This window comes from Thalassobius vesicularis, assembly GCF_004799325.1.
In the GTDB taxonomy this organism is placed as follows: Bacteria; Pseudomonadota; Alphaproteobacteria; order Rhodobacterales; family Rhodobacteraceae; genus Thalassobius; species Thalassobius vesicularis.
In genome coordinates this window covers 34949-60136 of record NZ_SSMD01000009.1, presented here as the reverse complement: position 1 = coordinate 60136, position 25188 = coordinate 34949, and the positions used below count along the sequence as shown (strand labels likewise).

Genomic DNA, 25188 nt, shown 5'->3' with positions numbered 1-25188 from the left:
GCACGCAGGCCGCCCCGCCCCCTGGGAGTGGTTATTGCTTCATCGTCCAGCAAACGCCTTCGTCACCGGCATTAGCCGAGGTGACAGGCGTCAGCGTGGTGTACATCTGGCCGCTGATCTGGCCCGGCTTGATCCCCGCCGACAGCAAGTACTTGATGGTCGAGGCCAGGTTCGCGCCCTGGTTCGGCACGTTGTAGACCACGTTCAGATCATAAGCGCCCGAGCTGACCATATCGCAGGCAGCACGGGTTTCACCGCCGCCCGAGGTCGCCACGTAGACCTGATCGCGCAGGCCCGCCTCATCGACCGCAGCCGCGGTGCCGGTGTCCATGTTGTCCCAGAAACCGATGACGCCGCACAGGTCGGGGTGCTGTTTCAGTACGGTCTGGGTGATCGACTTGGCCTTGTCCGACTGCCAGCCGGCCGACTGGTTCGACACCACCTCGATGCCCGCATTGTTGGCCAGAACCGCGTTGATCCCCGACATGGTATAGGCCGAAGCCGCCGCGGTCAGGTCGCCCTGCACGATGGCGATCTTGCCCTTGCCGCCGCACGCATCCACCACGTGCTGCGCCTGGATCGCGCCCATTTCCACCCAGTCCACGCCGACATAGGCGGTCGAGGGGGTCAGCGACGACATGTTGACCTGCACGATCAAGATGCCCTGCGCCTCGGCCTGCTTGATCAGCTTGGCATAGGTGGTCACGTCCGGGTTATGCACGACGATCACGTCGGGCTTTTCGGCCAGCAGCTGGGTGAACGCCTGCGCGCCCGCCTGAACCGAGAAGTTCGGGTCGCGCACGATGATGTTGACGCCCTGCGGCTCCAGCTCGGACTTCAGCGCGCCCAGCCAGCCAATCGCCAGGTCCATCGCCATCGCGCCCGGCAGGAACGCCACCGTCTTGCCCTTCAGCGAGGCGATATAGCCTTCGCGGAACGGCTCGGTGATTTCCTTGGCCATGGCATGGGGCGCGGCCAGCAAGGTTGCGCCCAAAAGCAGGGATTTCATCAGGTTTTTCATGGTCTTCCTCCCATTGGCGGTGCTCTGCGGCACCCAGAAAAGCGTCAGATATCGCCCTGTTGCGCGGTTTCCTCGTTGCGCGGGTTGGCGATGGAATCGATCACGATGGCTGCCAGCAGCACGAAGCCCTTGACCAGGTTTTGCACCGGGAAACTGACATCCATGATCGTCAGCCCGTTCAGCAGCGTCCCGATCAGCGCCGTGCCGATCAGCACGTTGGTGACGCCGCCGCGCCCGCCCGACAGGCCGATCCCGCCCAGCACGACCACCAGGATCACGTCGTAAATCCAGGTCGAGTTGAAAATCCGCGTCGACATCGAGCCGACCGAGCTGGCCATGATCAGCCCCGCAAAGGCCGCGATCATCGCCGACATCATGTATTGCAGCACCACCATCGGCCGCACCGGCAGCCCAGCCATACGTGCGCCACGGGGGTTGTCGCCCATCGCATAGGTGAACGCGCCCAGTTTGAGCTTGCGCAGGTAGATCCAGACCAGAACGCTCATGATCAGCAGCAACAGCACCGAATTCGGCAGCCCCGCCGTCTGCCCGCGCCCCAGCACCCGCAGCCCCTCGAGGGCATCCGGCAGCGGCACCGACTCGATCGAGAAGAACCACGCCTGCCCCATCCCCGCCAGAAACAGCCCCGAGGCCAAGGTCGCGAACAGCGGCGGCACCTCGGCATAGGCGATCAGCCAGCCATTCACCGCCCCGAACGCCGCCGCCAAGGCAAAGCCCGCCGCAACCGCCAGAACAGGCGACACGCCGCTGGTCGCCAGCTGCAAGGTCAGCGCCGAAGGGATGGCCAGCGCCGCAATCATCGACAGATCGACACCCCGGCCAATGACGATCACCGCCATGCCCAGCCCCAAAATCCCCAGAATCGCCACGCTCTGCAGCAGGGCGATCATGTTCTCCAGGTGAAAGAACCCCGGCAGGAACAACGAAAGCCCGCCAAACAGCAGAACGAAAACGACCGCGACGATCAGCTGCTGCGAAAACTCGATTTTAGGCACACGTCCTCCTTTCCCTGACCCAAAGGATCAGGGGTTCAGCCACAAAGCTGACAGGGGTGCTCCGGCGTCACGCCCCGTCTGACGGGGGTGGTAGCGGGTTCACCTCACGAATTGCGCGGCTGGGTTTCCTCCATGTGGACAAAAGATTGCCTATGGCGAAGGGAAAATCACATGAACAATTTCAATGCAGGCAATGCGTGACGCTAATATTCGCAATCAGGAATGCGATGCGACGCAACAATAATACCCAACCCTTTGGCGGTACAAATGCCAAGGGGCGCGGAAAACGATCCGTTTTCCGGACAAATTTCTTTGAAAGAAATTTGCGTCGGGCGGAGAGCGCCGGATCAGGAATTCCCGTCGCGGAACTCCAGCCCCATTTCGGAATAGCGCTCGGCCTCTTCCTGCCAGTTTTCGCGGACTTTTACCTGCAGGAACAAGTGGATACGGCGACCCAGGAACTCCTCAAGCTCTTGCCGCGCGGCCTGGCTGACGGCTTTGATCGTGGCGCCCTTGTTGCCCAGCACGATGCCCTTGTGCCCGTCGCGGCTGACGTAAACCACCTGGTCGATCCGGGCCGAGCCGTCCTTGCGCTCTTCCCAGTGCTCGGTCTCGACGGTCAGCTGATAGGGCAGTTCCTGATGCAGGCGCAGGGTCAGTTTTTCGCGGGTGATCTCGGCCGCGATCATGCGCATCGGCAAGTCGGCGATCTGGTCTTCGGGGTACAGCCACGGCCCTTCGGGCATTTCGCGGCCCAGCCACTCCTTCATATCCTCGACGCCGTGCCCACGCTCGGCCGAGATCATGAAGGTCTTCTCGAACGGGAATCGCTCGTTCAGCTTCTGCGACAGCGCCAGCAGCACCTCGGCCTTGACGCGGTCGATCTTGTTGATGGCCAGCGCGATGCGGCGTCCCTTGCCCAGATCGGCCAGCCCCTCAAGGATGTGCTCGACCCCTTCGGTGATGCCCCGGTGCGCCTCGACCAGCAGCACGACGACATCGGCATCCGCGGCCCCGCCCCATGCGGCGGCGACCATGGCGCGGTCCAGACGGCGGCGTGGGGTGAACAGGCCGGGCGTGTCGACAAAGACGATCTGCGCCTCGCCCTGCAGCGCCACCCCACGGATGCGGGCGCGCGTGGTCTGCACCTTATGCGTCACGATCGAGACCTTCGCCCCCACCATGCGGTTGGTCAGCGTGGATTTGCCGGCGTTCGGCTCTCCGATCAAGGCAACAAAGCCCGCGCGCGTGGTCATCGATATTCTCCTTTGTAGGCCATGGGCCATATCGGAAATCCGGGCCGACTGCTAGCCCGCTTTGCGCTGGCGCAGCAACGAGTACAGCCCGCTTCCCACGATCACAGCCCCGCCGATCAGCGTCAACTGGTCCGGTCGCTCGCCGAAGACAAGAACGGCCAGGATCAGCGCAAAAACCAGCCTGGTGTAGCGGAACGGGGCGACGAATCCGATCTGGCCGGTCCGCATCGCTTGCGTCAGCGCGCCGTAGGCCAGAACGCCAACCCCAGCAGCACCGGCCAGCTTCAGCGCCACGGGCAGCGGCGGCAGCACCGGCGCCTCTTGCGCATAGACGGCCAGCACGATCCCTGCCAGCGTCACCACCCCAAAGCCCAGCGTCCCCAGTTGCGCCATCGACATGCTTGCCGGGCTGGCACGGGTGGCCAGATCGCGCCCGGCAAAACCGATCATGCCCAGCACGGCGAACAGAGAGTAGGGCTCGAAACTGTCCGGCGTCGGGCGCAGGATCAGCAGCACCCCGGCAAAGCCGACCGACATCGCCAACCAGCGCCGCCAGCCCACCGTTTCGCCAAAGACGACCACCGCCCCCAGCGCCACCACCAGCGGCGTCGCCTGCAGGATCGAGGACGTGCTGGCCAGCGGCGTCAGCGCCAGCGCCAATGCGTAGAACAGCCGCCCGCCCAGCTCGAACCCGGTTCGGATCAGCAGGGGTCGGGTCAGGATCGCGGGGTGCAGGATGCGTTCGCGCCGCAGCACCGACAGCGCGGCGAACAGCACCGTCCCCTGCGCGCCGAACAGGATCAGCGCCAGCCCCGCCGGAAAGCTTTGGCTGGCGGCCTTGTACAGCATGTCCTCGATGGCAAAGGCGGCCATGGCCAAGACCATGAACGCCGCGCCGCGCAGGTTCGCCTTATCCAAGGGATCAGTCTTTTTCGGGGGCCAGACGCGCCAGCAACGCCTTGGCGGCGGATTGTTCGGCCTGGCGTTTCGCACCTGCGGTGGCTTGCGCGCTTTCGCCGGATTCCAGCGTCACCGCGATGGTAAAGACCGGCGCATGGTCGGGGCCGGACCGCGCAACCTCGGAATAGGTCGGAGGCTGCTGTCCGCGTGCCTGCGCCCATTCCTGAAGACTGGTCTTGGCGTCGCGGGCGTCGGTTTCCACCTTGTCGACCCGCTTGCCCCAATGCGTCAGGATCAGGTCACGCGCGGCCTCCAGCCCACCGTCCAGATAGACGGCGGCGATCACCGCCTCCATAGCGTCGCCCAGCAGCGCCTGTTTGCGCCGACCGCCCGACACCATTTCCGAGCGGCCCAGCTTCAGCACCTCGCCCAGCCCGATCTGGCGGGCCACGTCGGCGCAGGTTTCCTTGCGCACCAGCGCGTTGAAGCGCGGCGCCAGCTGCCCCTCGGACGCGCCTTTGTCCTTGCTCAGCAACGCCTGCGCCATCACCAGCCCCAGCACCCGGTCGCCCAGGAATTCCAGCCGCTGGTTATCCTTGCGCGTCGGCGACGAAACCGAGCTGTGCGTCACCGCGCGCAGCAACAGCTCGGGCCGTTGGAAGGTGTGCCCGATCCGCGCCTCGAAGGCCTGAAGGTCCGCCGACAGCTTCACTCGATGCCCTTGAAGAAACGGTCGCCGCGCCAGGTCCAGAACGCGAACAGCGAACGGCCAGCGGACGAGAACATGATCCGGTCCGCGCGGCCGATCAGGTTTTCGAAGGGAACGAAACCAACGCCGCCCACGGTCTGCGGCACGCGGCTGTCGGTCGAGTTGTCGCGGTTATCCCCCATGAAGAAGTAGTGACCGGCCGGAACCGTGTAGACCTGCGTGTGGTCCGACTGCTGGTCGCCGATGTTCAGGATGTGGTGGCTGACACCGTTCGGCAGCGTCTCCAACTTGCGCGATTTCTGGCAGGTGCCGCCGGTGCCCACCGGGCCGTTTTCACAGCGCGGGCGCAGGCCCTGCGGGCCTTGCGGCTCGGCCAGTTCCTCGAACACGCCGGCATCGGCCAGTTGCACGGCCGCGCCGTTGATCTGCACCACGCCGTTGATCACCTGGATGGTGTCGCCGGGCAGGCCGATCAGGCGTTTGACATAGTCCATGCCGGTGACCGGGTGGCGGAACACGATGACATCGCCGCGCTCGGGCTCATCGGCCAGGATACGGGTGTTGTCACCGTCGATCACGCCGCAGATATCCTTGGCGTCGATTACGAAGCCGCCCAGCCGGATCGTCGGGCAGGACGCGTAGGAATAGCCGTAGGCCATCTTGTTGACGAACAGGAAATCCCCGATCAGCAGCGTGTCCTTCATCGAGCCGGACGGGATCCAGAACGGTTGAAAGAACAGGGTACGGAAGACGCCCGCGATCAGCAGGGCATAGACGACGGTCTTGATGGTTTCGACCACACCGCCGTCTTTCTTGTCTTTCTTGGCCATTCGGATGCTCCTGAATCTGTTGCCCGCTACATGCGGGGTGGGCGGCAAGGTGTCAAGCCAGCGGCCGGGCCTCGATCACCACAAAGGCCTGCGCCCAAGGGTGATCGTCGGTCAAGGTTACGTGAATGATCGCCTCGTGCCCCGGCGGGGTCATCTGGTCCAGCCGTTCCTTGGCCCAGCCCGTCACCTCCATCACCGGTTGGCCGGTGCGCAGGTTGGACACGGCCATGTCCTTCCAGCTGATGCCCATGCGCAGCCCCGTCCCCAATGCTTTCGAGCACGCCTCTTTCGCCGCCCACCGCTTGGCATAGGTGCCCGCCACGTCCTTGCGGCGTTCGGCCTTGCGTTGCTCGGTCTCGGTGAAAACGCGGTTGCGGAAACGGTCGCCGAAACGGTCCAGCGTGGCGGCGATACGCTCGATATTCGCCAGATCGGTGCCGATGCCCAGGATCATTCCGCGCCCCGGATCGGTGGCAAGTACAGGAAACCGGGATCGACCGCCTCGGTCAGCCAGCTGCCATCTTCGGCCTGCCAGAACGCCTGCCCCTCGTCATGGGCGGTGCGGGCGTAGACGGTGAATACCGCCGTGCCCCCGGTCTGCCGTGCAACACCCGGATTGACCGCCAACCGCACATGCGCCCCGGCCTCGGGCACCAGGCCCAAGGCCAGCACCGCCGTCGCGCCCTCGCGGGTGGTGGCGTGGTACAGCGTCTCGGGCGGAGTCGCCGGCTGCATCACGCGCGCGCCTCGTCCATCAGGCGGCGCATCTCGTGGATGGCCGGCGTCAGGCCACGGAAAATCGCCTCGCCGATGATGAAATGGCCGATGTTCAGCTCCATCACCTCGGGAAAGGCCGCGACGGGTTTCACGGTGTCATAGGTCAGCCCGTGGCCCGCGTGCACCTCCAGCCCCAGCGAGTGGGCAAAGGCCGACATCTCGCGCAGGCTTTCCAGCTCGCGGTCGCGGACGTCGAAATGGCCCTCGGCATGGGCGTCGCAATAGGCGCCGGTGTGCAGCTCGATCACCTGGGCCCCGATCCGCGCTGCCGCTTCGATCTGCTTTTTGTCCGCCGCGATGAAGATCGACACCCGGCAGCCCGCCTCGCGCAGCGGCGCGATGAAATGCGCCAGCCGGTTTTCCTCGCGCGCGACTTCCAGCCCGCCTTCGGTGGTGCGTTCCTCGCGCTTTTCCGGCACGATGCACACCGCATGGGGGCGATGGCGCAGCGCGATCTGCTGCATTTCCGAGGTGGCCGCCATCTCGAAGTTCAGCGGCACCGACAGCACCTCCATCAGCCCTTCGATATCCGCGTCCGAGATATGCCGGCGATCTTCGCGCAGGTGCGCGGTGATGCCGTCAGCGCCCGCCTCTTCGGCCAGTTTCGCGGCGCGCAGCGGGTCAGGATAGGCCCCGCCGCGTGCGTTGCGCACCGTCGCCACGTGGTCGATATTCACGCCAAGGCGCAGATTTCCCAAAGGCTTCATCGCCTTCTCCTTCGCATTCGTTTGCGTCGTGACCCCGATTTGGCCCGACCCTAATCCGCTTTCCTGATTTCGTCAGCCTGTCTGTGGGCTTTTTTCTTTTTCAACGCCGCCAGTTTGGCCTTCAGCACGCCCTTGCGGCGGTGCTGGTAGGCGCGGATCAGCGGAACGCTGACATAATAGCAGATCACCGCGGCCAACAGCCCCGGCAGGATGCCCCCGATCAGGTAGGGCAGGAACACCTCGTGATAGAACACTTCCAGTTCGTGCCATTCCACGTGTTTTCCGGTGAAAACGGCGAACAGGTTGTCCTTCAGGTTCTCGCCCGCGTCGATGAATTTACCGACCAGGCTGCGGTGCACCTCGTGATCCTGCGGGCCACGGCCCATCAGGAAATACCCCACCTTCATGCAGATCACGCCGATCGGCACATAGGTCAGCGGGTTGCCAAAGAACGTGCCCAGCAGCGCCGCGATGATGTTGCCGCGCATGACAAAGGCCAGAATCGCGGCGATCACGAAATGCAGGCCGTAAAACGGGGTGAAGGTGGTGAAGACGCCGGCGAAAATCCCACGCGCGATCTTTTCGGGGGTGTCGGGCAGTCGGTGCAGGCGGTGTTTGACGTACAGCGCAGCGCGGCGCCAACCGCCCCGGGGCCAGAAGAACTCGGCAACGACCTTCCAGATCGGCCTTCTGTCCCTGCGCTTGAATACCAAAACTGGCCCTTCCCGTTATCCCGTGTGTGTCCCCAGCCGCGACGGGTCGCGGTGGCGCTGCACCGCCGCGACATCGCTTTCGGCCTCCAGCGCCAGCATCACCGAGTGCAGGTGTTCCACATCCCGCAACTCCAGATCAATCAGCAGTCGGTAAAAATCCGGTTTGCGGTCAACAAAGTGCAAGTCCGAGATATTGGCCTTCTGCTCTCCGATCAATGTGCAAATGCGTCCCAGTACGCCGGCATCGTTGCCAATCGTCACATCCAGCGTCGAGGTATGCACCGCCGGGTGCTTGCCCGCGTGCCAGTGCAGGTCGACCCAGCGTTCGGGCTGGTCCTCGTAGGAGGTCAGCGCCTCGCAGTCGATGGCGTGCACGACCACACCCTTGCCGCGATAAGTGATGCCGACGATGCGTTCACCCGGCAGCGGCTGGCAGCACTTGGCCAGATCAAACCGCTGGTCCGAGGACAGGCCGACAACAGCGCGATTCGGCTCCACCTCGTCCCCCTCACGAGAGATCAGCTCGGGATAAACCGCGTGGATCACCTCCGAAGTCGTCAGCTCCGCGCTGCCCAGACGGGCAAGAACCTCGTCCCGGCCCTCGATCCGCAGGTGGCGCGCGGCGGTGTCCAGCGCCTTGTCGGTGGATTTCTTGCCCACATGCTCAAAGGCCGAGCGCGCAAGCTCGCGCCCCAGCTTGATGAAGCGTTCCCGGTCCACGGCGCGCAGGGCCCGGCGGATCTGGCTTTTGGCCTTGCCGGTGGTCGCGATCTCCAGCCAGGTCGCCTGCGGGGTCTGCCCCTCGGCGGTGATGATCTCGACCGACTGGCCGTTCTTGACCCGCGTCCACAGCGGCACGCGCATCCCGTCGACCTTGGCGCCGACGCAGGCGTTGCCGATCCGGGTGTGGATGGCATAGGCGAAATCAATCGGCGTGGCGCCCTTGGGCAGCTTCACCACCTCACCCTTGGGCGTAAAGCAGAACACCTTGTCCGAGTACATTTCCAGCTTCACAGCTTCCATGAACTCGTCGTGGTCTTCCTCGATGCTCATCTGTTCCGACAGGGTGGCGATCCACTTGGCCGGGTCCACCGCGAACGGGTTCTTGCTGCGCACACCGTCGCGATAGGACCAATGCGCCGCGACGCCGGTTTCGGCCACGTCGTGCATCTGGCGGGTGCGGATCTGCACCTCGACCCGTTTGCCATCGCGCCCCGACACCGTGGTGTGGATCGAGCGATAGCCGTTCGATTTCGGCTGACTGATGTAGTCCTTGAACCGCCCCGGCACCGCGCGCCAGCGCTGGTGGATCACGCCAAGGGCGCGGTAGGCGTCCATCTCGTTATCGGTGATGACGCGGAATCCGTAGATGTCGGACAGGCGGGAAAATCCCATGTCCTTTTCCTGCATCTTGCGCCAGATCGAGTACGGCTTTTTCGCCCGCCCAAACACCTGCGCTTCGATCCCGGCTTCTTCCAGCTCGTGACGCATGTCGCCGGTGATGCGGTGGATCACATCGCCGGTTTCCTTCTGCAGCATCACGAAGCGGCGCATGATGCTGGCGCGCCCTTCCGGGTTCAGCACCTTGAAGGCCAGGTCTTCCAGCTCTTCGCGCATCCACTGCATCCCCATGCGCCCGGCCAGCGGGGCAAAGATGTCCATGGTTTCGCGCGCCTTCTGCACCTGCTTTTCGGCGCGCATCGCCTTGATGGTGCGCATGTTGTGCAGACGGTCGGCCAGTTTGACCAGGATCACCCGCAGGTCCTTGGACATGGCCATGAACAGCTTGCGGAAGTTTTCCGCCTGCTTGGTCTCGCTGCTGGACAGCTGCAGGTTGGTCAGCTTGGTCACGCCATCGACCAGGTCGGCCACATCGCGGCCGAATCGCTTCTCCAGCTCGGAATACGAGGCTTTGGTGTCCTCGATCGTGTCGTGCAGAAGGGCGGTGATGATGGTGGCGTCGTCCAGCCGCTGCTCGGTCAGGATGGCAGCGACTGCGACGGGGTGGCTGAAATAGGGCTCGCCCGAGTGGCGGAACTGCCCCTCATGCATCTGCAGGCCAAAGGCATAGGCCGCCCGGATCAGCTCTTCGTTCGTCTTCGGGTTATAATTGCGGACCAGAGCGATCAGGTCTTCAACCGCGATCATGATTTATCCGCTTCCCGTGTGTTGATGGAGTCAGCTCTGCCCCTGGGCTTCCATCAGCTGGCGCAGCAGCATTTCTTCGGACATGTCGTCCTCTGCGGGCTTGTCGGCCGCTTCGCCGCCACCCATCAGCAGCGCCATGTCGTCCTCTTCGGGCATGTCGACCTCGATCTGGGTCTGGTTGCTCTCGATCAGGCGTTCGCGCAGCTCGTCTGCCGACTGGGTTTCCTCGGCGATCTCACGCAGAGCCACAACCGGGTTCTTGTCGTTGTCGCGGTCGATGGTCAGCCCCGCACCGGCCGAGATTTCGCGCGCACGATGGGCGGCGAGCATCACCAGCTCGAAACGGTTCGGTACCTTGTCTACGCAATCTTCAACGGTAACGCGGGCCATGGGGGCACTCCAGTCATTGGGACAGGGGGTCTGAAAGGCGCTTTCTATGGGGAAATATGGGGATTGACAAGGCCATTTTCAAAGCGCCCGCACCTCTTTTACCGCCGCCTCCGGCAGGGCCTCGCACATTTGCCGAACGCTGTGCCCCAGCACCGGATGGTGCCAGTCCGGGGCCACGTCGCGCATCGGCACCAGCACAAAGGCGCGTTCGTGCATCCGCGGGTGCGGCAGGATCAGCTGCGCCGGGGCCTCTTGCGCCTGTCGCTCTGGCGGCAGTTCGTGCCACGCCAGATAGCCCGCCCGGTCCGGTAGCACCTGCTGGCCATAGGCGATCAGGTCCAGATCGACCGTCCGCGCCGCCCACCGCGCGATGCGCTGGCGGCCCAGCCCGGCCTCGACCTCGTGCAGAACGGCCAACAAATCCGCGGGCGCCAGATCGGTGCGCACAACTGCCGCAGCGTTAACATAATCCGGCCCGGCACCGGCCGGAAAGCAGGGGGTCGCGTACATTTGGCTACGCCGCACCACCGCGATACCGCGCGCCTCCAGCTCGGCCAGCGCCATGCTCAGAACTTCAGCACTTCCAGCATTATCAACGGCTTGATTCGAACCCAACGCCAACACGATCTCTTGATTGGATATCATTGCGGACCTATCCTTTCGAGCGCACCAACCTACTTGCGCACCTTTTCGTAGCGACTTACTTCTTAAGCTGCAGGTCTTCCATTTGCACACTCACTCACGGACGGACAGACCAGCTTTAAATCGGAAGGGATTTTTTAGATGTTCTACAAAGACGAACGGCTGGCGCTGTTCATCGACGGATCCAATTTATATGCCGCTGCCAAGGCCCTGGGTTTTGACATCGACTATAAGCTGCTTCGTCAGGAGTTCATGCGCCGGGGAAAGCTGTTGAGGGCCTTTTATTATACGGCCCTTCTGGAAAATGACGAATACTCGCCCATCCGCCCGCTGGTGGATTGGCTGCACTACAACGGCTTCACCATGGTGACGAAGCCGGCCAAGGAATACACCGACAGCCAGGGCCGCCGGAAGGTCAAGGGCAACATGGACATCGAACTGACCGTCGATGCGATGGAACTGGCCCCCCGCGTCGATCACATCGTGCTGTTCTCGGGCGATGGCGATTTCCGCCCGCTGGTGGAATCGCTGCAACGTCAGGGCGTCCGCGTCTCGGTGGTCTCGACCATCCGCAGCCAGCCCCCGATGATCGCCGACGAACTGCGCCGTCAGGCCGACAACTTCATCGAGCTGGACGAGCTGAAAGAAGTGATCGGCCGCCCCCCGCGCGAGGTTCCCGCCGACCGCGAGAGCGCCTACTCGAGCTAAGTGACAAACCGGGGCCCAGCGCCCCGGTTTTTCGTTACTGCTGTGCGTTGATCCCGTTGTGGATCTCGATCACCTTCTGCGGCCATGTGCTTTTGATATAGGCCAGCACGGCGACGATCTCGGCGTCCGACAGCACCTCTCCGAATCCGGACATCCGCGACTTGTAGCCGTTTCCCACCAGCGCCTCGGCGCCGTATTTGGTGATCTTGAACAGCACCTCGTCGGCATGGTGCCACGTGTGCCCGCTGGGATCGTGCGGCGGGGCGGGCAGATAGCCGTCCTCGTCCTGCGCTTTCCAGTCCTCCTGCCCTTCCAGCCCTTCGCCGTGGCAGGCCGCGCATTGATCGGCATAGATCTTCTGCCCCAGCTCTACCGCCATCGGGTTGTCATAGGGCAGGAACCCCTCGGCCCAGGCCCCGCTGGCCGCCAGTGCAAACACGGCCCCATAGATCAGCTTCATCCGTCTTCCCTTTCGTCTGTCCGACCCAAGGCACCATACACGCGCGCCGCGCACAACTCACCCCTGCGTGAGCGCTTCGCACTGGACCACGCCGCCGCAACGCCTTACCTGTTGTCCCCGACAGGAGGCCCCGCATGACCAAACCGCCGCTGACCCTTTATCTGGCCGCCCCGCGCGGCTTTTGCGCCGGTGTCGACCGCGCCATCAAGATCGTCGAAATGGCGATCCAGAAATGGGGCGCGCCCGTCTATGTCCGCCACGAGATCGTGCATAACAAATACGTCGTGGACAGCTTGCGCGACCAGGGCGCGGTGTTTGTGGAAGAGCTGGAGGATTGCCCCGACGACCGCCCGGTCATCTTCTCGGCCCACGGGGTGCCAAAATCCGTCCCCGCCGCAGCTGAAACCCGCAACATGATCTATGTCGATGCCACCTGCCCGCTTGTGTCGAAGGTGCATATCGAGGCCGAGCGTCACTCCGAAAACGGTCTGCAGATCATCATGATCGGCCACGCGGGCCACCCCGAAACCATCGGCACCATGGGCCAGCTGCCCGAGGGCGAGGTTCTGCTGGTCGAAACCGTGGCCGATGTCGCCACCGTCCCTGTGCGCGACCCGAACAATCTGGCCTTCGTCACCCAGACCACCCTGTCCGTCGATGACACCATCGACATCGTGGCCGCTTTGCACGCGCGGTTCCCCAACATCGTCGGCCCGCACAAGGAAGACATCTGCTACGCCACCACCAACCGGCAAGAGGCGGTCAAGGCCATCGCGCCCCAATGCGACGCCCTGCTGGTGGTCGGCGCGCCCAACTCCTCCAACTCCCGCCGCCTGGTCGAGGTCGCCGCCCGCAACGGCTGCGATTACGCCCAACTGGTGCAGCGTGCCTCGGAAATCGACTGGCGCGCTCTGGAGGGGATCAAGACGCTGGGCATCACCGCCGGGGCCTCGGCCCCCGAAATCCTGATCAACGAGGTGATCGACGCCTTCCGCACCCGCTATGACGTGACCGTGGATATCGTCGAGACCGCGCAAGAGAATATCGAGTTCAAAGTTCCCCGCGTCCTGCGCCAACCCGCCTGAGGTGCCCATGATTTCCGTGCAATTCCTGCTGACCGCGCTGGTCGTCGTCCTCGCCCCCGGCACCGGGGTGATCTACACGCTGGCGATGGGTCTGGGTCAGGGCCGCCGCGCCGCCGTCATCGCCGCCTTTGGCTGCACCATCGGCATCGTCCCCGCCATGTCCGCCGCCATGCTGGGGCTGGCCGCCGCTATGCACACCTCGGCCCTGCTGTTCCAGACCGTGAAATTCGCGGGCGTCGCGTACCTGCTGTGGCTGGCCTGGCAGGCCCTGCGCGCCGGTGGGGCGCTGGCGATCTCGGGCCAGACCACGCGCCAATCGGCATGGGCCATCGCCCGCCGCGGCATCCTGATCAACACGCTGAACCCGAAGCTGTCGATCTTCTTCCTCGCGCTGCTGCCCCCCTTCCTGTCCGGCAACGCCGCCACCGCCACGGCCGAGATGCTGACGCTTGGCGGCATCTTCATGGCGATGACCTTCGTCGTCTTCGTCCTCTACGGCGTGTTCGCCGCCACCGCCCGCCGTCTGGTGCTGTCGTCCGAGCGTACAATGCGCTGGATGAATCGTACGTTCGCCGGGATTTTCCTGCTGCTCGCAGGCCGTCTGGCGGCCGAGCGCGCATGACCAAGATCCCCCGCACGCCCCTTTTGATCGGCCTCGCGGGGGTAACCCCCTTTGTCTGGAGCGCGCTGACCGTCCTGTCGGACCCGCTCGCCGTGTTCAGCCTGCGCACCCTCGGCGCGCGCTTTACCGGCCCCTATATCGGCGTCTTCTACGGCGCGGTGATCCTGGCCTTCAGCGCGGGCGTGTTCTGGGGCTTTGCCAGCAAATCGCGCGGCGGCACGGCATCCTTGGGCTATCTCCTCGCCGTCCCGCCCGCCTTCTGGGCCTTTTTCTCGACCGGCGGCGGCCATCAGGGCGCGGCGCTGAACCTGTCCATCGGCTTCCTCGCCACGCTGCTGATCGACGCGTTTTTCGCCCGCTACCAGCTGGCCCCCGACTGGTGGATGTCCCTGCGCATCCCGCTGACGCTGCTCACTGTCACCTGCCTGCTGATCACGGCCAGCGCATGAGCCAGGACCGCGACACCATCCGCGTCTATGACGAGCGCGCCGCCGAATACGCCAGCGTCACCGCCCAGCACGTCAACAGCCCCTTCCTGCAAGCCTTCATCGCCGCCCTGCCCCCTGCCGCCCGCGTGCTGGATCTGGGCTGCGGCCCCGGCCTGTTCGCCGCCGAAATGGCCCGCGCCGGGCTGCGCGTGGATGCCTCCGACGCCTCCGCGGAAATGGTCGCCCTCGCCGCCCAGCACAGGGATGTCTCGGCCAGCCTGGCCACGTTTGACGAGCTGTCCGCCACCGACACCTACGATGGCATCTGGGCCAATTTCAGCCTGCTCCACGCCAGGCGCGCCGACCTGCCCCGCCATCTGGCCGCCATCCACCGCGCCCTGCGCCCCGGCGGGCAGTTCCATCTGGCGCTGAAAACCGGCACCGGCGATGGCCGCGACCGCCTTGGCCGCTTCTACACCTACTACACCCCCGACGAGCTGACCGCCCTGCTGCACGCCGCCGGTTTCACCGTCACGAAAATCACCCCCGGCCGCGACAAAGGGCTGGACGGCACCGAGTCCGATTGGGTATCCGTGGCCACCCATGCCTGACCTGTTCGCATATACCGACGGAGCGTGCTCCGGCAATCCTGGCCCCGGCGGTTGGGGCGTCCTGCTGCGCGCCATGGACGGCGACGCCATCGTCAAGGAACGCGAGCTTTCGGGCGGCGAGCCCGAGACCACCAACAACCGGATGGAGCTGCTGGCCGCGATCAACGCCTTGGAAACGCTGGCAAAACCGTCCGTTATCACGGTTGTGACCGACAGCGCCTATGTCAAGAACGGCGTCACCGGCTGGATCTTCGGCTGGAAACGCAACGGCTGGAAGACCTCGAACAAGAAGCCGGTGAAGAACGTGGAACTGTGGCAGCGCCTCGATCAGGCGCAGGCCCGCCACACCGTCACCTGGAAATGGGTAAAGGGCCACGCCGGCCACCCCGAGAACGAGCGCGCCGACGAGCTGGCCCGCGCCGGCATGGCCCCGTTCAAACCCGCGAAAGCCGGACAATGACCCCCGCCGCACTGCTGGATTTCGCCTCGGTCGCCGTGTTCGCGCTGACCGGCGCACTGGCCGCATCGCGGGCCCAGCTGGATCTGGTCGGCTTCACCTTCATCGCCACGTTGACGGCGGTCGGCGGCGGCACGCTGCGCGACCTGCTGCTGGACCGCAACCCGATCTTCTGGATCGCGCAACCGGCTTATATCGGCGTCACCGTCGGCGCGGCCGCGCTGGTATTCTTCACCGCGCACCTGCTGGAATCGCGTTATAAAACGCTGCTGTGGCTCGACAGTCTGGCGCTGGCCGTGGCCGTCCCCGCAGGCGTCGCCATCGCGATGGGACAGGGCCAACCCGCCGCCGTTGTCCTGATCATGGGCATGATCACCGGCACATTCGGCGGCCTGATGCGCGATGTCGTCTGCAACGAGGTGCCGCTGGTTCTGAAACAGGGCGAGCTTTACGTGACCGCCGCCTTCGCAGGCTCCGCCGCCGCGCTGATCGTGCAGGCCCTTGGCCACGCGCCCCTGATCAGCCTCAGCGCCTGCGCCCTCACCACATGGGCCTTGCGCGCAGGATCACTGACCTTTGGTTGGAGCCTGCCAGTCTACAAAAGCCGCCCACCGCGCCGCTAACGCTCAGAAATCACTTGCGGATATAGGTCTGCCAAAGCCAGATCAGCGCCATCGCCCCCAGCACAGCCCCGACCAGACCCGAGGCCATGCCCATCACGTTCAGCAAGAACCGCAGCACCAGCCCGCCAATCACCGCGCCCGCCATGCCGATCACGATGGTGGTGATGATGTCCGTCTCCAGCTTCATCAACCGCGTCGCCAGAAAACCGGCCGCCGCACCAATGATGATCAGGTAAATCACGCCCATCTCAGCCTCCGAACCGTCCCGCGCTTCGGATTACAGCCGCGCCCCCTTGGGCAACGGCATCCCGCGCAGGAACTCGGCCGCATCCTGCGCCCCCTTCCCGGCCCGTTGCAAGCGCAAAAGCTGCACCGCGCCCGAGCCGCAGGCCACCGTCAGCGCATCATCCAACACCTCGCCCGGCGCCCCCGACCCGTCAACCAGGCGCGAGGCCAACAGCTTCAGCCGCACCCCGTCCACATCGACCCAAGCCCCCGGAAACGGCGACAACCCACGGATCTTGCGATCCACTTCGACCGCGGACGCAGCCCAATCCACCGCCGCCTCAGCCTTGTCGATCTTGTGAGCATAGGTCACGCCGTCCTCGGGCTGAACCTCCGCCTCCAAAGACCCCAACCGGGCCAAGGCCTCAACGATCAGCGCCGCCCCCATCTCGGACAAGCGGTCATGCAACTGCGCCGTGGTCTCCTCGGCCCCGATCACCGTCGCCTGCCGCAACAGAACCGGCCCGGTGTCCAACCCCGCCTCCATCTGCATGATGCAAACCCCGGTTTCGGCATCGCCCGCCATGATCGCCCGATGGATCGGCGCCGCACCGCGCCAACGCGGCAGCAAAGAGGCATGAATGTTCAAACACCCATGCACCGGCGCATCCAGAACCGCCTGCGGCAGGATCAGGCCATAGGCCACCACCACCGCCACATCCGCGCCCAAAGCCGCAAACTCCGCCTGCGCCTCAGCCCCTTTCAGGGACACCGGATGCCGAACCTCCAAGCCCAACTCCTCAGCCCGCGCATGAACCGGAGTCGGACGATCCTTCTTCCCCCGCCCTGCCGGACGCGGTGGCTGGCAATACACGGCGGCAATCTCGTGCCCGGCAGCAACCAACGCGTCCAACACCGGCACCGAGAACTCGGGCGTCCCCATGAAAACGATCCGCATCCTGCCGCTCCCTGCCTTCTTTCTGATCCCAAATACTCCCGCCGGAGGCCCGGAAAATTTCAAATTTTCCGGTCAAATTTCTTTGCAAGAAATTTGCCGCAGCCCCAACCGGTCAGCCCAGCTTCCGAGCCTTGCGCACCAGCATGTCGCGCTTCACCTTGGACAGGTGGTCGAAATACATCTTGCCGTTCAGATGGTCGATCTGGTGCTGGACGCTGGTCGCCCACAGCCCCACGAAATCACGCTCCTCGACCTCACCCGCTTCGTTCAGAAACCGCACCGTCACCGCCCGGGGCCGCTCGATCCGGGCATGTACGCCGGGCAGGTTCGGGCTCGCCTCGTCATGGGGTCGCAGCTGCACGCTGGCATGCAGCACCTCGGGATTGGCCATCCGCACCACCTGCCCACGCGCCTCGGACGCGTCCACAACCGCCAGCCGTTTCATAACGCCGATTTGCACGGCGGCCAGGCCGACGCCGGGCATTGCCTCCATCGTGTCGATCATGTCAGTCCAGATCGCACGGATCTCGTCCGTGATCACCTCGACCGGTTCAGCCGGGGTACGCAGGCACTTGTTCGGCCAGGGGATACATTTGCGGGCGGTCATGGCGCTTCCTGTCAGCCCCGTGCGCGCTCGCGCTTGAGCTTTTCCATCTTGCGGGTGATCATCTGGCGCTTCAGCGGCTTCAGATAGTCGATGAACAGCTTGCCGTTCAGGTGGTCGATCTCGTGCTGCACGCAGGTCGCCCACAGCCCGGCGAAATCCTCTTGCTGCTCGTTCCCCTTCAGGTCGATCCAGCGGACCGAGACCTCGGCAGGCCGCGTTACCTCGGCGTATTGCTCGGGGATCGACAGGCAGCCCTCTTCGTAGACGCTGGTCTCGTCCGAGCTGGCCACGATTTCGGGGTTGAACATCACCAGCGGGCGCGGGGCCTCGCCGGCTTCTTTCACGCAATCCAGCACGATCAGCCGGTCCATCACCCCGATCTGGGGCGCCGCCAGCCCGATACCGGGGGCGTCGTACATCGTCTCCAGCATGTCCTCGGCCAGCTTGCGCAGATCGTCGGACAGGTCGGGCACCGGGGCGCAGACCTTTTTCAGGCGGGGATCGGGATGGATCAGGATCGGGCGTATCATGGTTGGGCATTTAGGATATGGCTTTCCCTCGCGCAATGGGCCAAAATTTCGCGCAGACGCAGGCGCGGGCAGCCGCCGACGCAATAAATTCCCGAATTTTATCATATTATTGGGACATATTCCCATTTTTTGCAAATCATCAGGAACCATCTTCCTGAATGACGCAAAATATGAGAACAATCACCCACGCAACACCACCCCTTGTCCCGCCCGGACATCTCGTCCTAGGCTGCGGCCACACGACAACAGGAGACCCACATGAGCTTTGACGACATCATCAACCGTTTCGACAGCCATTCTTCGAAGTGGGACATGATGGAGAAAATCTATGGCGTCCCTGCCAAGGATGGCATCGCCATGTGGGTGGCCGATATGGATTTCCGCGCGCCTGACTGCGTACAGGATGCCGTCGGCGCGATGCACGATCACGGCATCTATGGCTATTACGGCGACGATGCCAGCTATCGCGCCGCGATCTGCTGGTGGATGCAGACCCGCCACAACTGGACCGTTGACCCCGAGGCCATTTTCACCACTCACGGGCTGGTCAACGGAACCGCGATGTGCGTCGACAGCTTCACCCAGCCGGGCGATGGGGTGGTGCTGATGACCCCCGTCTACCACGCCTTCGCCAAGGTGATCCGCGCCAACGGCCGTCGCGTGGTCGAGTGTGACCTGCGCAACAATGACGGCCATTACGAGATGGATTTCGACGCCTGGGACGCGCAGCTCGACGGCTCGGAAAAGATGATGATCCTGTGCTCGCCACATAACCCCGGCGGCCGCGTCTGGACCCGCGAGGAACTGGAAGGCGTCGCCGCCTTCGCCAAGCGGCACGACCTGATCCTGGTCTCGGACGAGATCCACCACGACCTGGTTTTCCCCGGCGCGAAACACACAGCAATGGCCCTGATCGACGGGATCGAGGACCGGCTGATCATGATGACGGCCACCACCAAGACCTTCAACATCGCGGGCAGCCATTCGGGCAACGTGATCATCCCCGACCCGACGCTGCGGGCCAAATTCGGCGCGCGGATGATGGCGCTGGGGATGTCGCCCAACTCCTTCGGGCTGCACATGGCCGAGGCGGCGTATTCCCCCGCCGGGGCCGCTTGGGTGGATCAGGCCGTCGCCTATATCGACGGCAACCGCCAGCTGTTCGACGCCGCGATCAACGCCATTCCCGGCCTGAAATCCATGCCGCTGCAGGCGACCTACCTGGCTTGGGTCGATTTCTCGGGCACCGGCATGACCCGCGAAGAATTCACCAGCCGGGTCGAGCAAGGTGCCAAGATCGCCGTCAACCACGGGCCGACCTTTGGCTCGGGTGGCGACAATTTCCTGCGCTTCAATCTGGCCACGCCCCGCGCGCTGGTGCAGCAAGCAGCCGAGCGGATGCAGGCGGCCTTCGCCGATCTGCAGTAATCAACCCTCGGGGCGGTTCTCCAGCAGCTTCCGCTCCGAGCGATCCTCGACCACGAAATCGACGGGCGCGGTGGTATGGGCCGCGGTCAACCGCTTGAACTCATAGTTCATCAGCCCGTCCTCTTCGCCCGAGGCGACGATCAGGCACTGATACAGGTGGAACCCGCGATCATACAGGTCCACCAGCCCGCGCAGCTTGGGCGCATCCTGGGCGTCCAGCGCGAACCCGGTGCCCCAGAATTTCAGCACCCGGAACGAGCGGCCATTCGCCTCGACCATCATCCGGCTGGAGCGTTTCAGGCTTGCGGTGCGCGCGGCATCCAGCCCCGCCTGCACCTCTTTGGACAGGAATGTTTCCATCTGCGTGTTCCCTTTCGGTTCCCCTCAGGATGCCGCATCCGTGGTTAACGTCAAGTTACTGTTTTATGATGCGCCGCAGCGTGTTGCATAACCTTATCCACAAGGGACAACCGGCGCCCCACACCCCGCAACCCCCTCAAATCACACAGAATCACTCGCATGTGCAGCAACGCAAACCCCCTGCGCGCAGGGTCGCGTTTTCATCTGCACCCCCCTCGGCTATCTGTTGAACCGAGAGGAGAGGCACATGGGACTTCTGGAAAACGGCAACTGGCGCACGGACTGGTACGACACCTCGAAATCCGGGGGGGCGTTCCGGCGCACCACCGCGTCCTTCCGCAACTGGGTCACCCCTGACGGCCGCCCCGGCCCCAGCGGCACCGGCGGGTACGCTGCCGAAAGCGGGCGCTATCACCTCTATGTCTCTTACGCCTGCCCCTGGGCGCATCGCACCCTGATCTTCCGCGCGCTGAAGGGGCTGACCCCGCATATCCCCGTCTCGGTCGTACACCCCGACATGCTGAAAGACGGCTGGACCTTTGCCACTGATTTCCCCGGCGCGACCGGCGACACCCTGCACGGCCTGCCCTTCCTGCGCGATGTTTACCTCAAGGCCCGCCCCGACATGTCCGGCCGCGTCACCGTGCCCGTGCTGTGGGACACGCAGACCCAAACCATCGTCTCGAATGAAAGCGCCGAGATCATCCGCATGTTCAACTCGGCCTTCGATGGGCTGACCGGCGACCGACAGGATTTCTGGCCCGCCCCCCTGCGCGACCGGATCGAGGCGCTGAACACCCGCATCTACGACACCGTCAACAACGGCGTCTACAAGGCCGGTTTCGCCACCACGCAATCCGCCTATGACGCCGCCGTGCGCCCGCTGTTCGACAGTCTGGATTGGCTCGAGGCCCACCTGTCGCAGAACCGCTACCTGCTGGGCGCCCAAGCCACCGAGGCCGACTGGCGCCTGTTCACCACGCTGATCCGCTTCGATCCGGTCTATCACCTGCACTTCAAATGCAACCTGAAGCGCCTGATCGACTACCCCAACCTCTGGGCCTACACGCGCGAGCTTTACCAGTGGCCCGGCGTGGCCGAGACGACCCATCTGGACCATATCGTGCGCCACTACCATTACAGCCACGACACCCTCAATCCGAACCGGATCATCCCGATCAACCCGGTCCTGGACTACGCCGAACCGCACGGTCGGGCGCACCTCAGCGCGGCAGCCCGCCAAGCCTGACAAGCGGCCCCTTGCCCTTGCCCCCCGATCTGCGGCATTCACACCGCAGCAACAAGGGGACGAACGTGACACAGACCCGAGACCACGGCGGCGGCATCGACGCGGCAGCGGCCCATTACGGCGGCACCCGCGAGACGTGGATCGACCTGTCCACCGGCATCAACCCCGTGCCCTACCCGGTCAGCGCCCTGCCCCCCGACGCATGGACGGCCCTGCCCGACCGCGCCGCGCAAACCCGCCTGCTCGACGCTGCCCGCCGCTTCTGGTCCGTCCCCGATCAGGCCGCGATCCTCGCCGCGCCCGGTGCGTCGATCCTGATCTCGCACATCCCGCACCTGCGCGCGCCCGGCACCGTCGACATCCCCCAACCGACGTATAACGAGCACGCCGCCGCCTTCACCGCCGCTGGTTGGACCGCCACGAACGACACGCCCGACGCCCGCGTTCTGGTGCACCCCAACAACCCGACCGGCTCGTGGCACGGCCCCGATGCCCTGACCGCCCCCCTGACGGTGATCGACGAAAGCTTCTGCGACATCGCCCCCGAGCGGTCTCTGATCCAGCACGCCACCCGCCCCGGCACCATCATCCTCAAAAGCTTCGGCAAGTTCTGGGGCCTCGCCGGTCTGCGCCTTGGCTTTGCCATCGGCCTGCCCGACGATATCCAGCGGCTTGAGCAGATGCTCGGTCCCTGGCCCGTCTCCGGCCCCGCGCTGGCGATCGGCGCGCAGGCCCTGTCCGATCCCGACTGGGCCAATGACACCCGCGCCCGCCTGACCACCGACGCCCAGCGCCTCGACACCCTGATGACCCGCGCCGGGGCCACCCTGCACGGCGGCACACCCCTGTTCCGCCTCTACGAAGTGCCCGACGCCGCCCAATGGCAGGACCGTCTGGCCCGTCACCACATCTGGACCCGCATCTTCCCCTATTCCCGCCAGTTCCTGCGCCTCGGCCTGCCCGCCCCGCAGCACTGGCCCCGGTTGGAGGCCGCCCTGCAATGACCCTTTTCCTTGCCATGCTGCTGGACGCCGCGATGGGCGAGCCGAAATGGCTCTGGTCCCGCGTCCCCCACCCCGCCGTCCTGATGGGCCGCCTGATCGCGCTGGCCGATCAGCACCTCAACACCGGCAGTTTCCGCCTTCTGCGCGGCGTCGCCACCATGACCGCCCTCGCACTGGCCGCCCTCGCCCTCGGCGCGCTGCTGTCCTGCCTTGGCCCCGTCGCCGAAATCCTGATCGCCGCGATCCTGCTGGCGCAGAAATCGCTGGTCCAGCACGTTCAGGCCGTGGCCGACGCCCTGCGCCTGTCCGTGGGCGACGGCCGCCGCGCCGTGGCGATGATCGTCGGCCGCGACACCGCCCAGATGGACGCCCCCGCCGTGTCCCGCGCCGCCATCGAATCCGCGGCCGAGAACCTGTCCGACGGCGTCATCGCCCCTGCCTTCTGGTTCCTGATCGGCGGGTTGCCGGGCCTGCTGCTCTATAAAATCACCAACACCGCCGACAGCATGATCGGCCACCGCACCCCCCGGCATGAACAATTCGGCTGGGCCGCCGCCCGCTTTGACGACCTGCTGAACCTGATCCCCGCGCGCCTGACCGCCCTGTTGATCGCCGCCACGCACCACGTCCTGACCGACTGGCCCGCCATCCGAACCGAGGCGCGCCAGCACCGCTCGCCCAATGCCGGCTGGCCCGAGGCCGCGATGGCCCGCGCCCTGAACGTCGCCCTGTCCGGCCCGCGCGCCTATCACGGCCAGATGCGCGCCTATCCGTGGGTCCATCCCAGCGGCAGCCGCACCCCCGGCCCGCTGCAGATCGACGCCGCCGTCGCCGCCCTCTGGCGCGCCTGGGGCCTGACGCTGGGCGCGGCCTTTGCCATCGGTGCGGCGCAGCTGCTGGCCTGCTGGGTTTTCTGAGCTTCACCGCCCTCCGCCCGCCTGCTAGGCTGCGCGCAACGTTTTTCAGTACCCGAGGATTTCATGCGCCTGCCCCTAGCCCTGACCGCCCTTCTGCTCTCCGCCAGCACCGCAATCGCGGCCCCTTGCGGCGGATCGTTCAGCGCCTTCGTGCAGGGCCTGCGCGACGAGGCCACGGCCAAAGGCACCGACGCCGCCACCGCCAAGGCGTTCTTCGCCGGGGTCCAGCAGGACGCCAAGGTGCTAAAAGCCGACCGCGCCCAAGGCGTGTTCCAGCTGGATTTCACCACCTTCGCCCGCCGCCTGATCTCGAACGACCGGATGAAGCGCGGCCAGTCCAACGCCAGCAAATACGCTTCGACCTTCGACCGCATCCAGCAACAGCACGGCATCGCCCCCGGCGTCCTGCTGGCCTTCTGGGCGTTCGAGACGGATTACGGTGCCTTCCAGGGCGACTTCAACACGCTCAACGCGCTGGTGACGCTGGCCCATGACTGCCGCCGCCCGCAGCTGTTCCGCCCGCAGGTCTTTGCCGCGCTCGAGCTTTATAAACACGGCGATTTCGACCCCGCCCGCACCACCGGCGCTTGGGCTGGCGAGATCGGCATGGTCCAGATGCTGCCGCAGGACATTCTGGATAACGGCGTGGACGGTGACGGCGACGGCCATGTGAGCCTGAAAACCTCGGCCCCCGACGCGCTGATGTCCGGCGCCAAGATGCTGTCGCATCTGGGCTGGACCCCCGGCCAACCCTGGCTGCAAGAGGTCACCCTGCCCGCCCGCATGGACTGGTCGCATTCAGGCATCGACACCACGCACCCGGTCTCGGAATGGCAAGCGATGGGGGTCAAACCCCGCTCGGGCAAGTGGGACGCGCAACTGCCCGCCAGCCTGATCCTGCCGCAGGGCTACAAGGGTCCGGCCTTCCTCGCCTACCCGAATTTCAACGTGTATTTCGAGTGGAATCAGTCCTTTACCTACGTCCTGACCGCCGCCTATTTCGCCAACCGCCTGCAAGGCGCGCCAGTGTTCGACGCGGGCAACCCCGATCCGGGCCTCTCGGGCGCGCAGATGAAACAGCTGCAACAAAAGCTGGTTGCGCGCGGCTATGATGTCGGCAAAATCGACGGTATTCTGGGCGCTAACACCCGCAAGGCCGTCCAGGCCGAGCAGCTCCGCCTCGGCCTGCCCGCCGACGCCTGGCCCACCACCGAACTTTTGGGAAAACTGTGATGCAAGCCACCTCTGAACAGCTCCGCGCCGCGATGGATCACGTCCGCGCCGCACCGCAGGACAACGCGCCGATCTCGATGCTGTGCCGCCGCCCCGACTACCGCCAGCGCGAGTTCCTTCAGGACCTCCCCCTCACCGTCGCAGGCGGCATCCCCGGCGACCGCTGGCTGAAAGCGCCGTGGATGGTGCTGGCGGACGGCTCCCCCGACCCGCGCATCCAAGTTTCGATCCTGCCCGTCCGCGTGATGGATGCCGTCTGGCTGGACCGCGAAAAACAGCCCCACCCGGGCGACCCCATCGTCGCGGATATCGACTGTTCCTACGCCAATTTCCCGGTCGGCAGCCGCATTCAGGCCGGCACCGCGATCCTTCAGGTCTCGGACGTGTTCAACGACGCCTGCGTGAAGTGGAAGGCCCGCTACGGCGCCCCCGCCAAGGACTGGATCACCGACCGCGAAAACGTCCACCTGCGACTGCGTGGGTTGCTCTGCTCGATCGTGCAGGACGGCGTGGTCAGCCTCACCGACCGCCTCATCAAGCTCTGATATACGGGACGGCGGGCGGGGCGAGGTTG

Annotated in this window: 32 protein-coding genes; 13 read left to right on the top strand and 19 right to left on the bottom strand. The window is 65.0% G+C overall.

Translation table 11 applies throughout. The features are described 5' to 3' along the window. Window positions 1-31 precede the first annotated feature (31 nt). The 13 genes from E7681_RS16125 to folK form a co-directional block, all read right to left on the bottom strand. Complete coding sequence (locus E7681_RS16125; RefSeq protein ID WP_136340293.1) at window positions 32-1021, bottom strand: sugar ABC transporter substrate-binding protein; 990 nt, start codon at window positions 1019-1021, stop codon at window positions 32-34. A 44-nt stretch (window positions 1022-1065) separates the two neighbouring features. Then, window positions 1066-2037 (bottom strand): ABC transporter permease, encoded by a 972-nt coding sequence (locus E7681_RS16120; protein WP_136340292.1) that lies wholly within the window; start codon window positions 2035-2037, stop codon window positions 1066-1068. 347 nt (window positions 2038-2384) lie between these two features. Next, window positions 2385-3293 (bottom strand): GTPase Era, encoded by a 909-nt coding sequence (gene era / locus E7681_RS16115; protein ID WP_136340291.1) that lies wholly within the window; start codon window positions 3291-3293, stop codon window positions 2385-2387. Window positions 3294-3344: 51 nt separating this feature from the next. Then, window positions 3345-4211, bottom strand: coding sequence for a DMT family transporter (locus E7681_RS16110; RefSeq protein ID WP_246032513.1), 867 nt, complete (start codon window positions 4209-4211; stop codon window positions 3345-3347). Between the two features lie 4 nt (window positions 4212-4215). Then, complete coding sequence (gene rnc / locus E7681_RS16105; RefSeq protein WP_136340290.1) at window positions 4216-4905, bottom strand: ribonuclease III; 690 nt, start codon at window positions 4903-4905, stop codon at window positions 4216-4218. Further along, entirely contained in the window at window positions 4902-5732 is an 831-nt protein-coding gene (gene lepB / locus E7681_RS16100) for a signal peptidase I (RefSeq protein ID WP_136340289.1), read from the bottom strand. Before lepB ends, rnc begins: the two co-directional genes overlap by 4 nt. 52 nt (window positions 5733-5784) lie before the next feature. Next, window positions 5785-6186: a holo-ACP synthase gene (acpS, locus tag E7681_RS16095; protein ID WP_136340288.1), complete on the bottom strand. Its 402-nt coding sequence runs from the start codon at window positions 6184-6186 to the stop codon at window positions 5785-5787. Beyond that, entirely contained in the window at window positions 6183-6467 is a 285-nt protein-coding gene (locus tag E7681_RS16090; protein ID WP_136340287.1) for an RNA 2'-phosphotransferase, read from the bottom strand. Before E7681_RS16090 ends, acpS begins: the two co-directional genes overlap by 4 nt. Next, complete coding sequence (locus tag E7681_RS16085) at window positions 6467-7216, bottom strand: pyridoxine 5'-phosphate synthase (RefSeq protein WP_136340286.1); 750 nt, start codon at window positions 7214-7216, stop codon at window positions 6467-6469. Before E7681_RS16085 ends, E7681_RS16090 begins: the two co-directional genes overlap by 1 nt. A gap of 50 nt (window positions 7217-7266) precedes the next feature. Then, window positions 7267-7929, bottom strand: coding sequence for a DUF2062 domain-containing protein (locus tag E7681_RS16080; RefSeq protein WP_136340285.1), 663 nt, complete (start codon window positions 7927-7929; stop codon window positions 7267-7269). A gap of 15 nt (window positions 7930-7944) precedes the next feature. Continuing rightward, window positions 7945-10077, bottom strand: a complete 2133-nt coding sequence (locus E7681_RS16075; RefSeq protein ID WP_136340284.1) for a RelA/SpoT family protein — start codon at window positions 10075-10077, stop codon at window positions 7945-7947. A gap of 30 nt (window positions 10078-10107) precedes the next feature. Next, window positions 10108-10467, bottom strand: a complete 360-nt coding sequence (gene rpoZ / locus E7681_RS16070; protein ID WP_136340283.1) for a DNA-directed RNA polymerase subunit omega — start codon at window positions 10465-10467, stop codon at window positions 10108-10110. A 78-nt stretch (window positions 10468-10545) separates the two neighbouring features. Next, a complete protein-coding gene (gene folK, locus E7681_RS16065) occupies window positions 10546-11112 on the bottom strand; it encodes a 2-amino-4-hydroxy-6-hydroxymethyldihydropteridine diphosphokinase (protein ID WP_136340282.1) in 567 nt (188 codons plus the stop codon). 138 nt (window positions 11113-11250) lie between these two features. Here folK and E7681_RS16060 point away from each other — a divergent pair, with 138 nt between their 5' ends. Continuing rightward, complete coding sequence (locus tag E7681_RS16060) at window positions 11251-11817, top strand: LabA-like NYN domain-containing protein (protein WP_136340281.1); 567 nt, start codon at window positions 11251-11253, stop codon at window positions 11815-11817. A gap of 34 nt (window positions 11818-11851) precedes the next feature. Here E7681_RS16060 and E7681_RS16055 read toward each other — a convergent pair whose 3' ends face one another. Next, window positions 11852-12277 (bottom strand): c-type cytochrome, encoded by a 426-nt coding sequence (locus E7681_RS16055; protein WP_136340280.1) that lies wholly within the window; start codon window positions 12275-12277, stop codon window positions 11852-11854. A 134-nt stretch (window positions 12278-12411) separates the two neighbouring features. On the opposite strand from E7681_RS16055, the gene ispH reads away from it, so the two are divergent. Genes ispH through E7681_RS16025 form a run of 6 tightly spaced genes read left to right on the top strand, consistent with a single transcriptional unit; the run spans window position 12412 to window position 16103 of the window. After that, entirely contained in the window at window positions 12412-13362 is a 951-nt protein-coding gene (ispH, locus tag E7681_RS16050; RefSeq protein WP_136340279.1) for a 4-hydroxy-3-methylbut-2-enyl diphosphate reductase, read from the top strand. 7 nt (window positions 13363-13369) lie between these two features. Continuing rightward, a complete protein-coding gene (locus E7681_RS16045; protein ID WP_136340278.1) occupies window positions 13370-13984 on the top strand; it encodes a LysE family translocator in 615 nt (204 codons plus the stop codon). After that, a complete protein-coding gene (locus tag E7681_RS16040) occupies window positions 13981-14433 on the top strand; it encodes a DUF3429 domain-containing protein (protein ID WP_136340277.1) in 453 nt (150 codons plus the stop codon). The genes E7681_RS16045 and E7681_RS16040 overlap by 4 nt, the downstream gene beginning before the upstream one ends. Continuing rightward, on the top strand, window positions 14430-15023 hold the full coding sequence (locus E7681_RS16035) for a class I SAM-dependent DNA methyltransferase (protein WP_136340276.1): 594 nt from the start codon (window positions 14430-14432) through the stop codon (window positions 15021-15023). The genes E7681_RS16040 and E7681_RS16035 overlap by 4 nt, the downstream gene beginning before the upstream one ends. After that, entirely contained in the window at window positions 15016-15483 is a 468-nt protein-coding gene (gene rnhA / locus E7681_RS16030; protein ID WP_136340275.1) for a ribonuclease HI, read from the top strand. Before E7681_RS16035 ends, rnhA begins: the two co-directional genes overlap by 8 nt. Further along, complete coding sequence (locus E7681_RS16025; RefSeq protein ID WP_136340274.1) at window positions 15480-16103, top strand: trimeric intracellular cation channel family protein; 624 nt, start codon at window positions 15480-15482, stop codon at window positions 16101-16103. Before rnhA ends, E7681_RS16025 begins: the two co-directional genes overlap by 4 nt. Before the next feature lie 10 nt (window positions 16104-16113). Here the strand turns inward: E7681_RS16025 and E7681_RS16020 are convergent, their stop codons facing one another. The 4 genes from E7681_RS16020 to def (E7681_RS16005) form a co-directional block, all read right to left on the bottom strand. After that, window positions 16114-16350: a GlsB/YeaQ/YmgE family stress response membrane protein gene (locus E7681_RS16020; protein ID WP_136340273.1), complete on the bottom strand. Its 237-nt coding sequence runs from the start codon at window positions 16348-16350 to the stop codon at window positions 16114-16116. A gap of 30 nt (window positions 16351-16380) precedes the next feature. Continuing rightward, the gene (gene fmt, locus E7681_RS16015) at window positions 16381-17286 is read right to left on the bottom strand and encodes a methionyl-tRNA formyltransferase (protein WP_136340272.1); all 906 of its coding nucleotides are present in this window, start codon (window positions 17284-17286) and stop codon (window positions 16381-16383) included. Window positions 17287-17398: 112 nt separating this feature from the next. Beyond that, window positions 17399-17893, bottom strand: a complete 495-nt coding sequence (gene def / locus E7681_RS16010; protein ID WP_136340271.1) for a peptide deformylase — start codon at window positions 17891-17893, stop codon at window positions 17399-17401. Between the two features lie 11 nt (window positions 17894-17904). Next, window positions 17905-18423, bottom strand: a complete 519-nt coding sequence (def, locus tag E7681_RS16005) for a peptide deformylase (RefSeq protein ID WP_136340270.1) — start codon at window positions 18421-18423, stop codon at window positions 17905-17907. A gap of 258 nt (window positions 18424-18681) precedes the next feature. Here def (E7681_RS16005) and E7681_RS16000 point away from each other — a divergent pair, with 258 nt between their 5' ends. Next, on the top strand, window positions 18682-19851 hold the full coding sequence (locus E7681_RS16000) for a MalY/PatB family protein (RefSeq protein WP_136340269.1): 1170 nt from the start codon (window positions 18682-18684) through the stop codon (window positions 19849-19851). On the opposite strand, the gene E7681_RS15995 is transcribed toward E7681_RS16000, so the two are convergent. Next, entirely contained in the window at window positions 19852-20211 is a 360-nt protein-coding gene (locus E7681_RS15995) for a hypothetical protein (RefSeq protein ID WP_136340268.1), read from the bottom strand. It lies immediately after the preceding gene. 247 nt (window positions 20212-20458) lie between these two features. Here E7681_RS15995 and E7681_RS15990 point away from each other — a divergent pair, with 247 nt between their 5' ends. The 5 genes from E7681_RS15990 (at window position 20459) to E7681_RS15970 (ending at window position 25159) form a co-directional block, all read left to right on the top strand. After that, window positions 20459-21460: a glutathione S-transferase family protein gene (locus tag E7681_RS15990; RefSeq protein WP_136340267.1), complete on the top strand. Its 1002-nt coding sequence runs from the start codon at window positions 20459-20461 to the stop codon at window positions 21458-21460. A gap of 65 nt (window positions 21461-21525) precedes the next feature. Next, the gene (gene cobD, locus E7681_RS15985) at window positions 21526-22464 is read left to right on the top strand and encodes a threonine-phosphate decarboxylase CobD (protein ID WP_136340266.1); all 939 of its coding nucleotides are present in this window, start codon (window positions 21526-21528) and stop codon (window positions 22462-22464) included. Then, complete coding sequence (cbiB, locus tag E7681_RS15980; RefSeq protein ID WP_136340265.1) at window positions 22461-23381, top strand: adenosylcobinamide-phosphate synthase CbiB; 921 nt, start codon at window positions 22461-22463, stop codon at window positions 23379-23381. Before cobD ends, cbiB begins: the two co-directional genes overlap by 4 nt. A 63-nt stretch (window positions 23382-23444) precedes the next feature. Continuing rightward, the gene (locus E7681_RS15975) at window positions 23445-24614 is read left to right on the top strand and encodes a lytic murein transglycosylase (protein ID WP_136340264.1); all 1170 of its coding nucleotides are present in this window, start codon (window positions 23445-23447) and stop codon (window positions 24612-24614) included. Further along, window positions 24614-25159 carry a hypothetical protein gene (locus E7681_RS15970; RefSeq protein WP_136340263.1) on the top strand — a complete coding sequence of 182 codons (546 nt, stop codon included), beginning with the start codon at window positions 24614-24616 and terminating at the stop codon, window positions 25157-25159. The genes E7681_RS15975 and E7681_RS15970 overlap by 1 nt, the downstream gene beginning before the upstream one ends. Window positions 25160-25188: the final 29 nt, after the last annotated feature.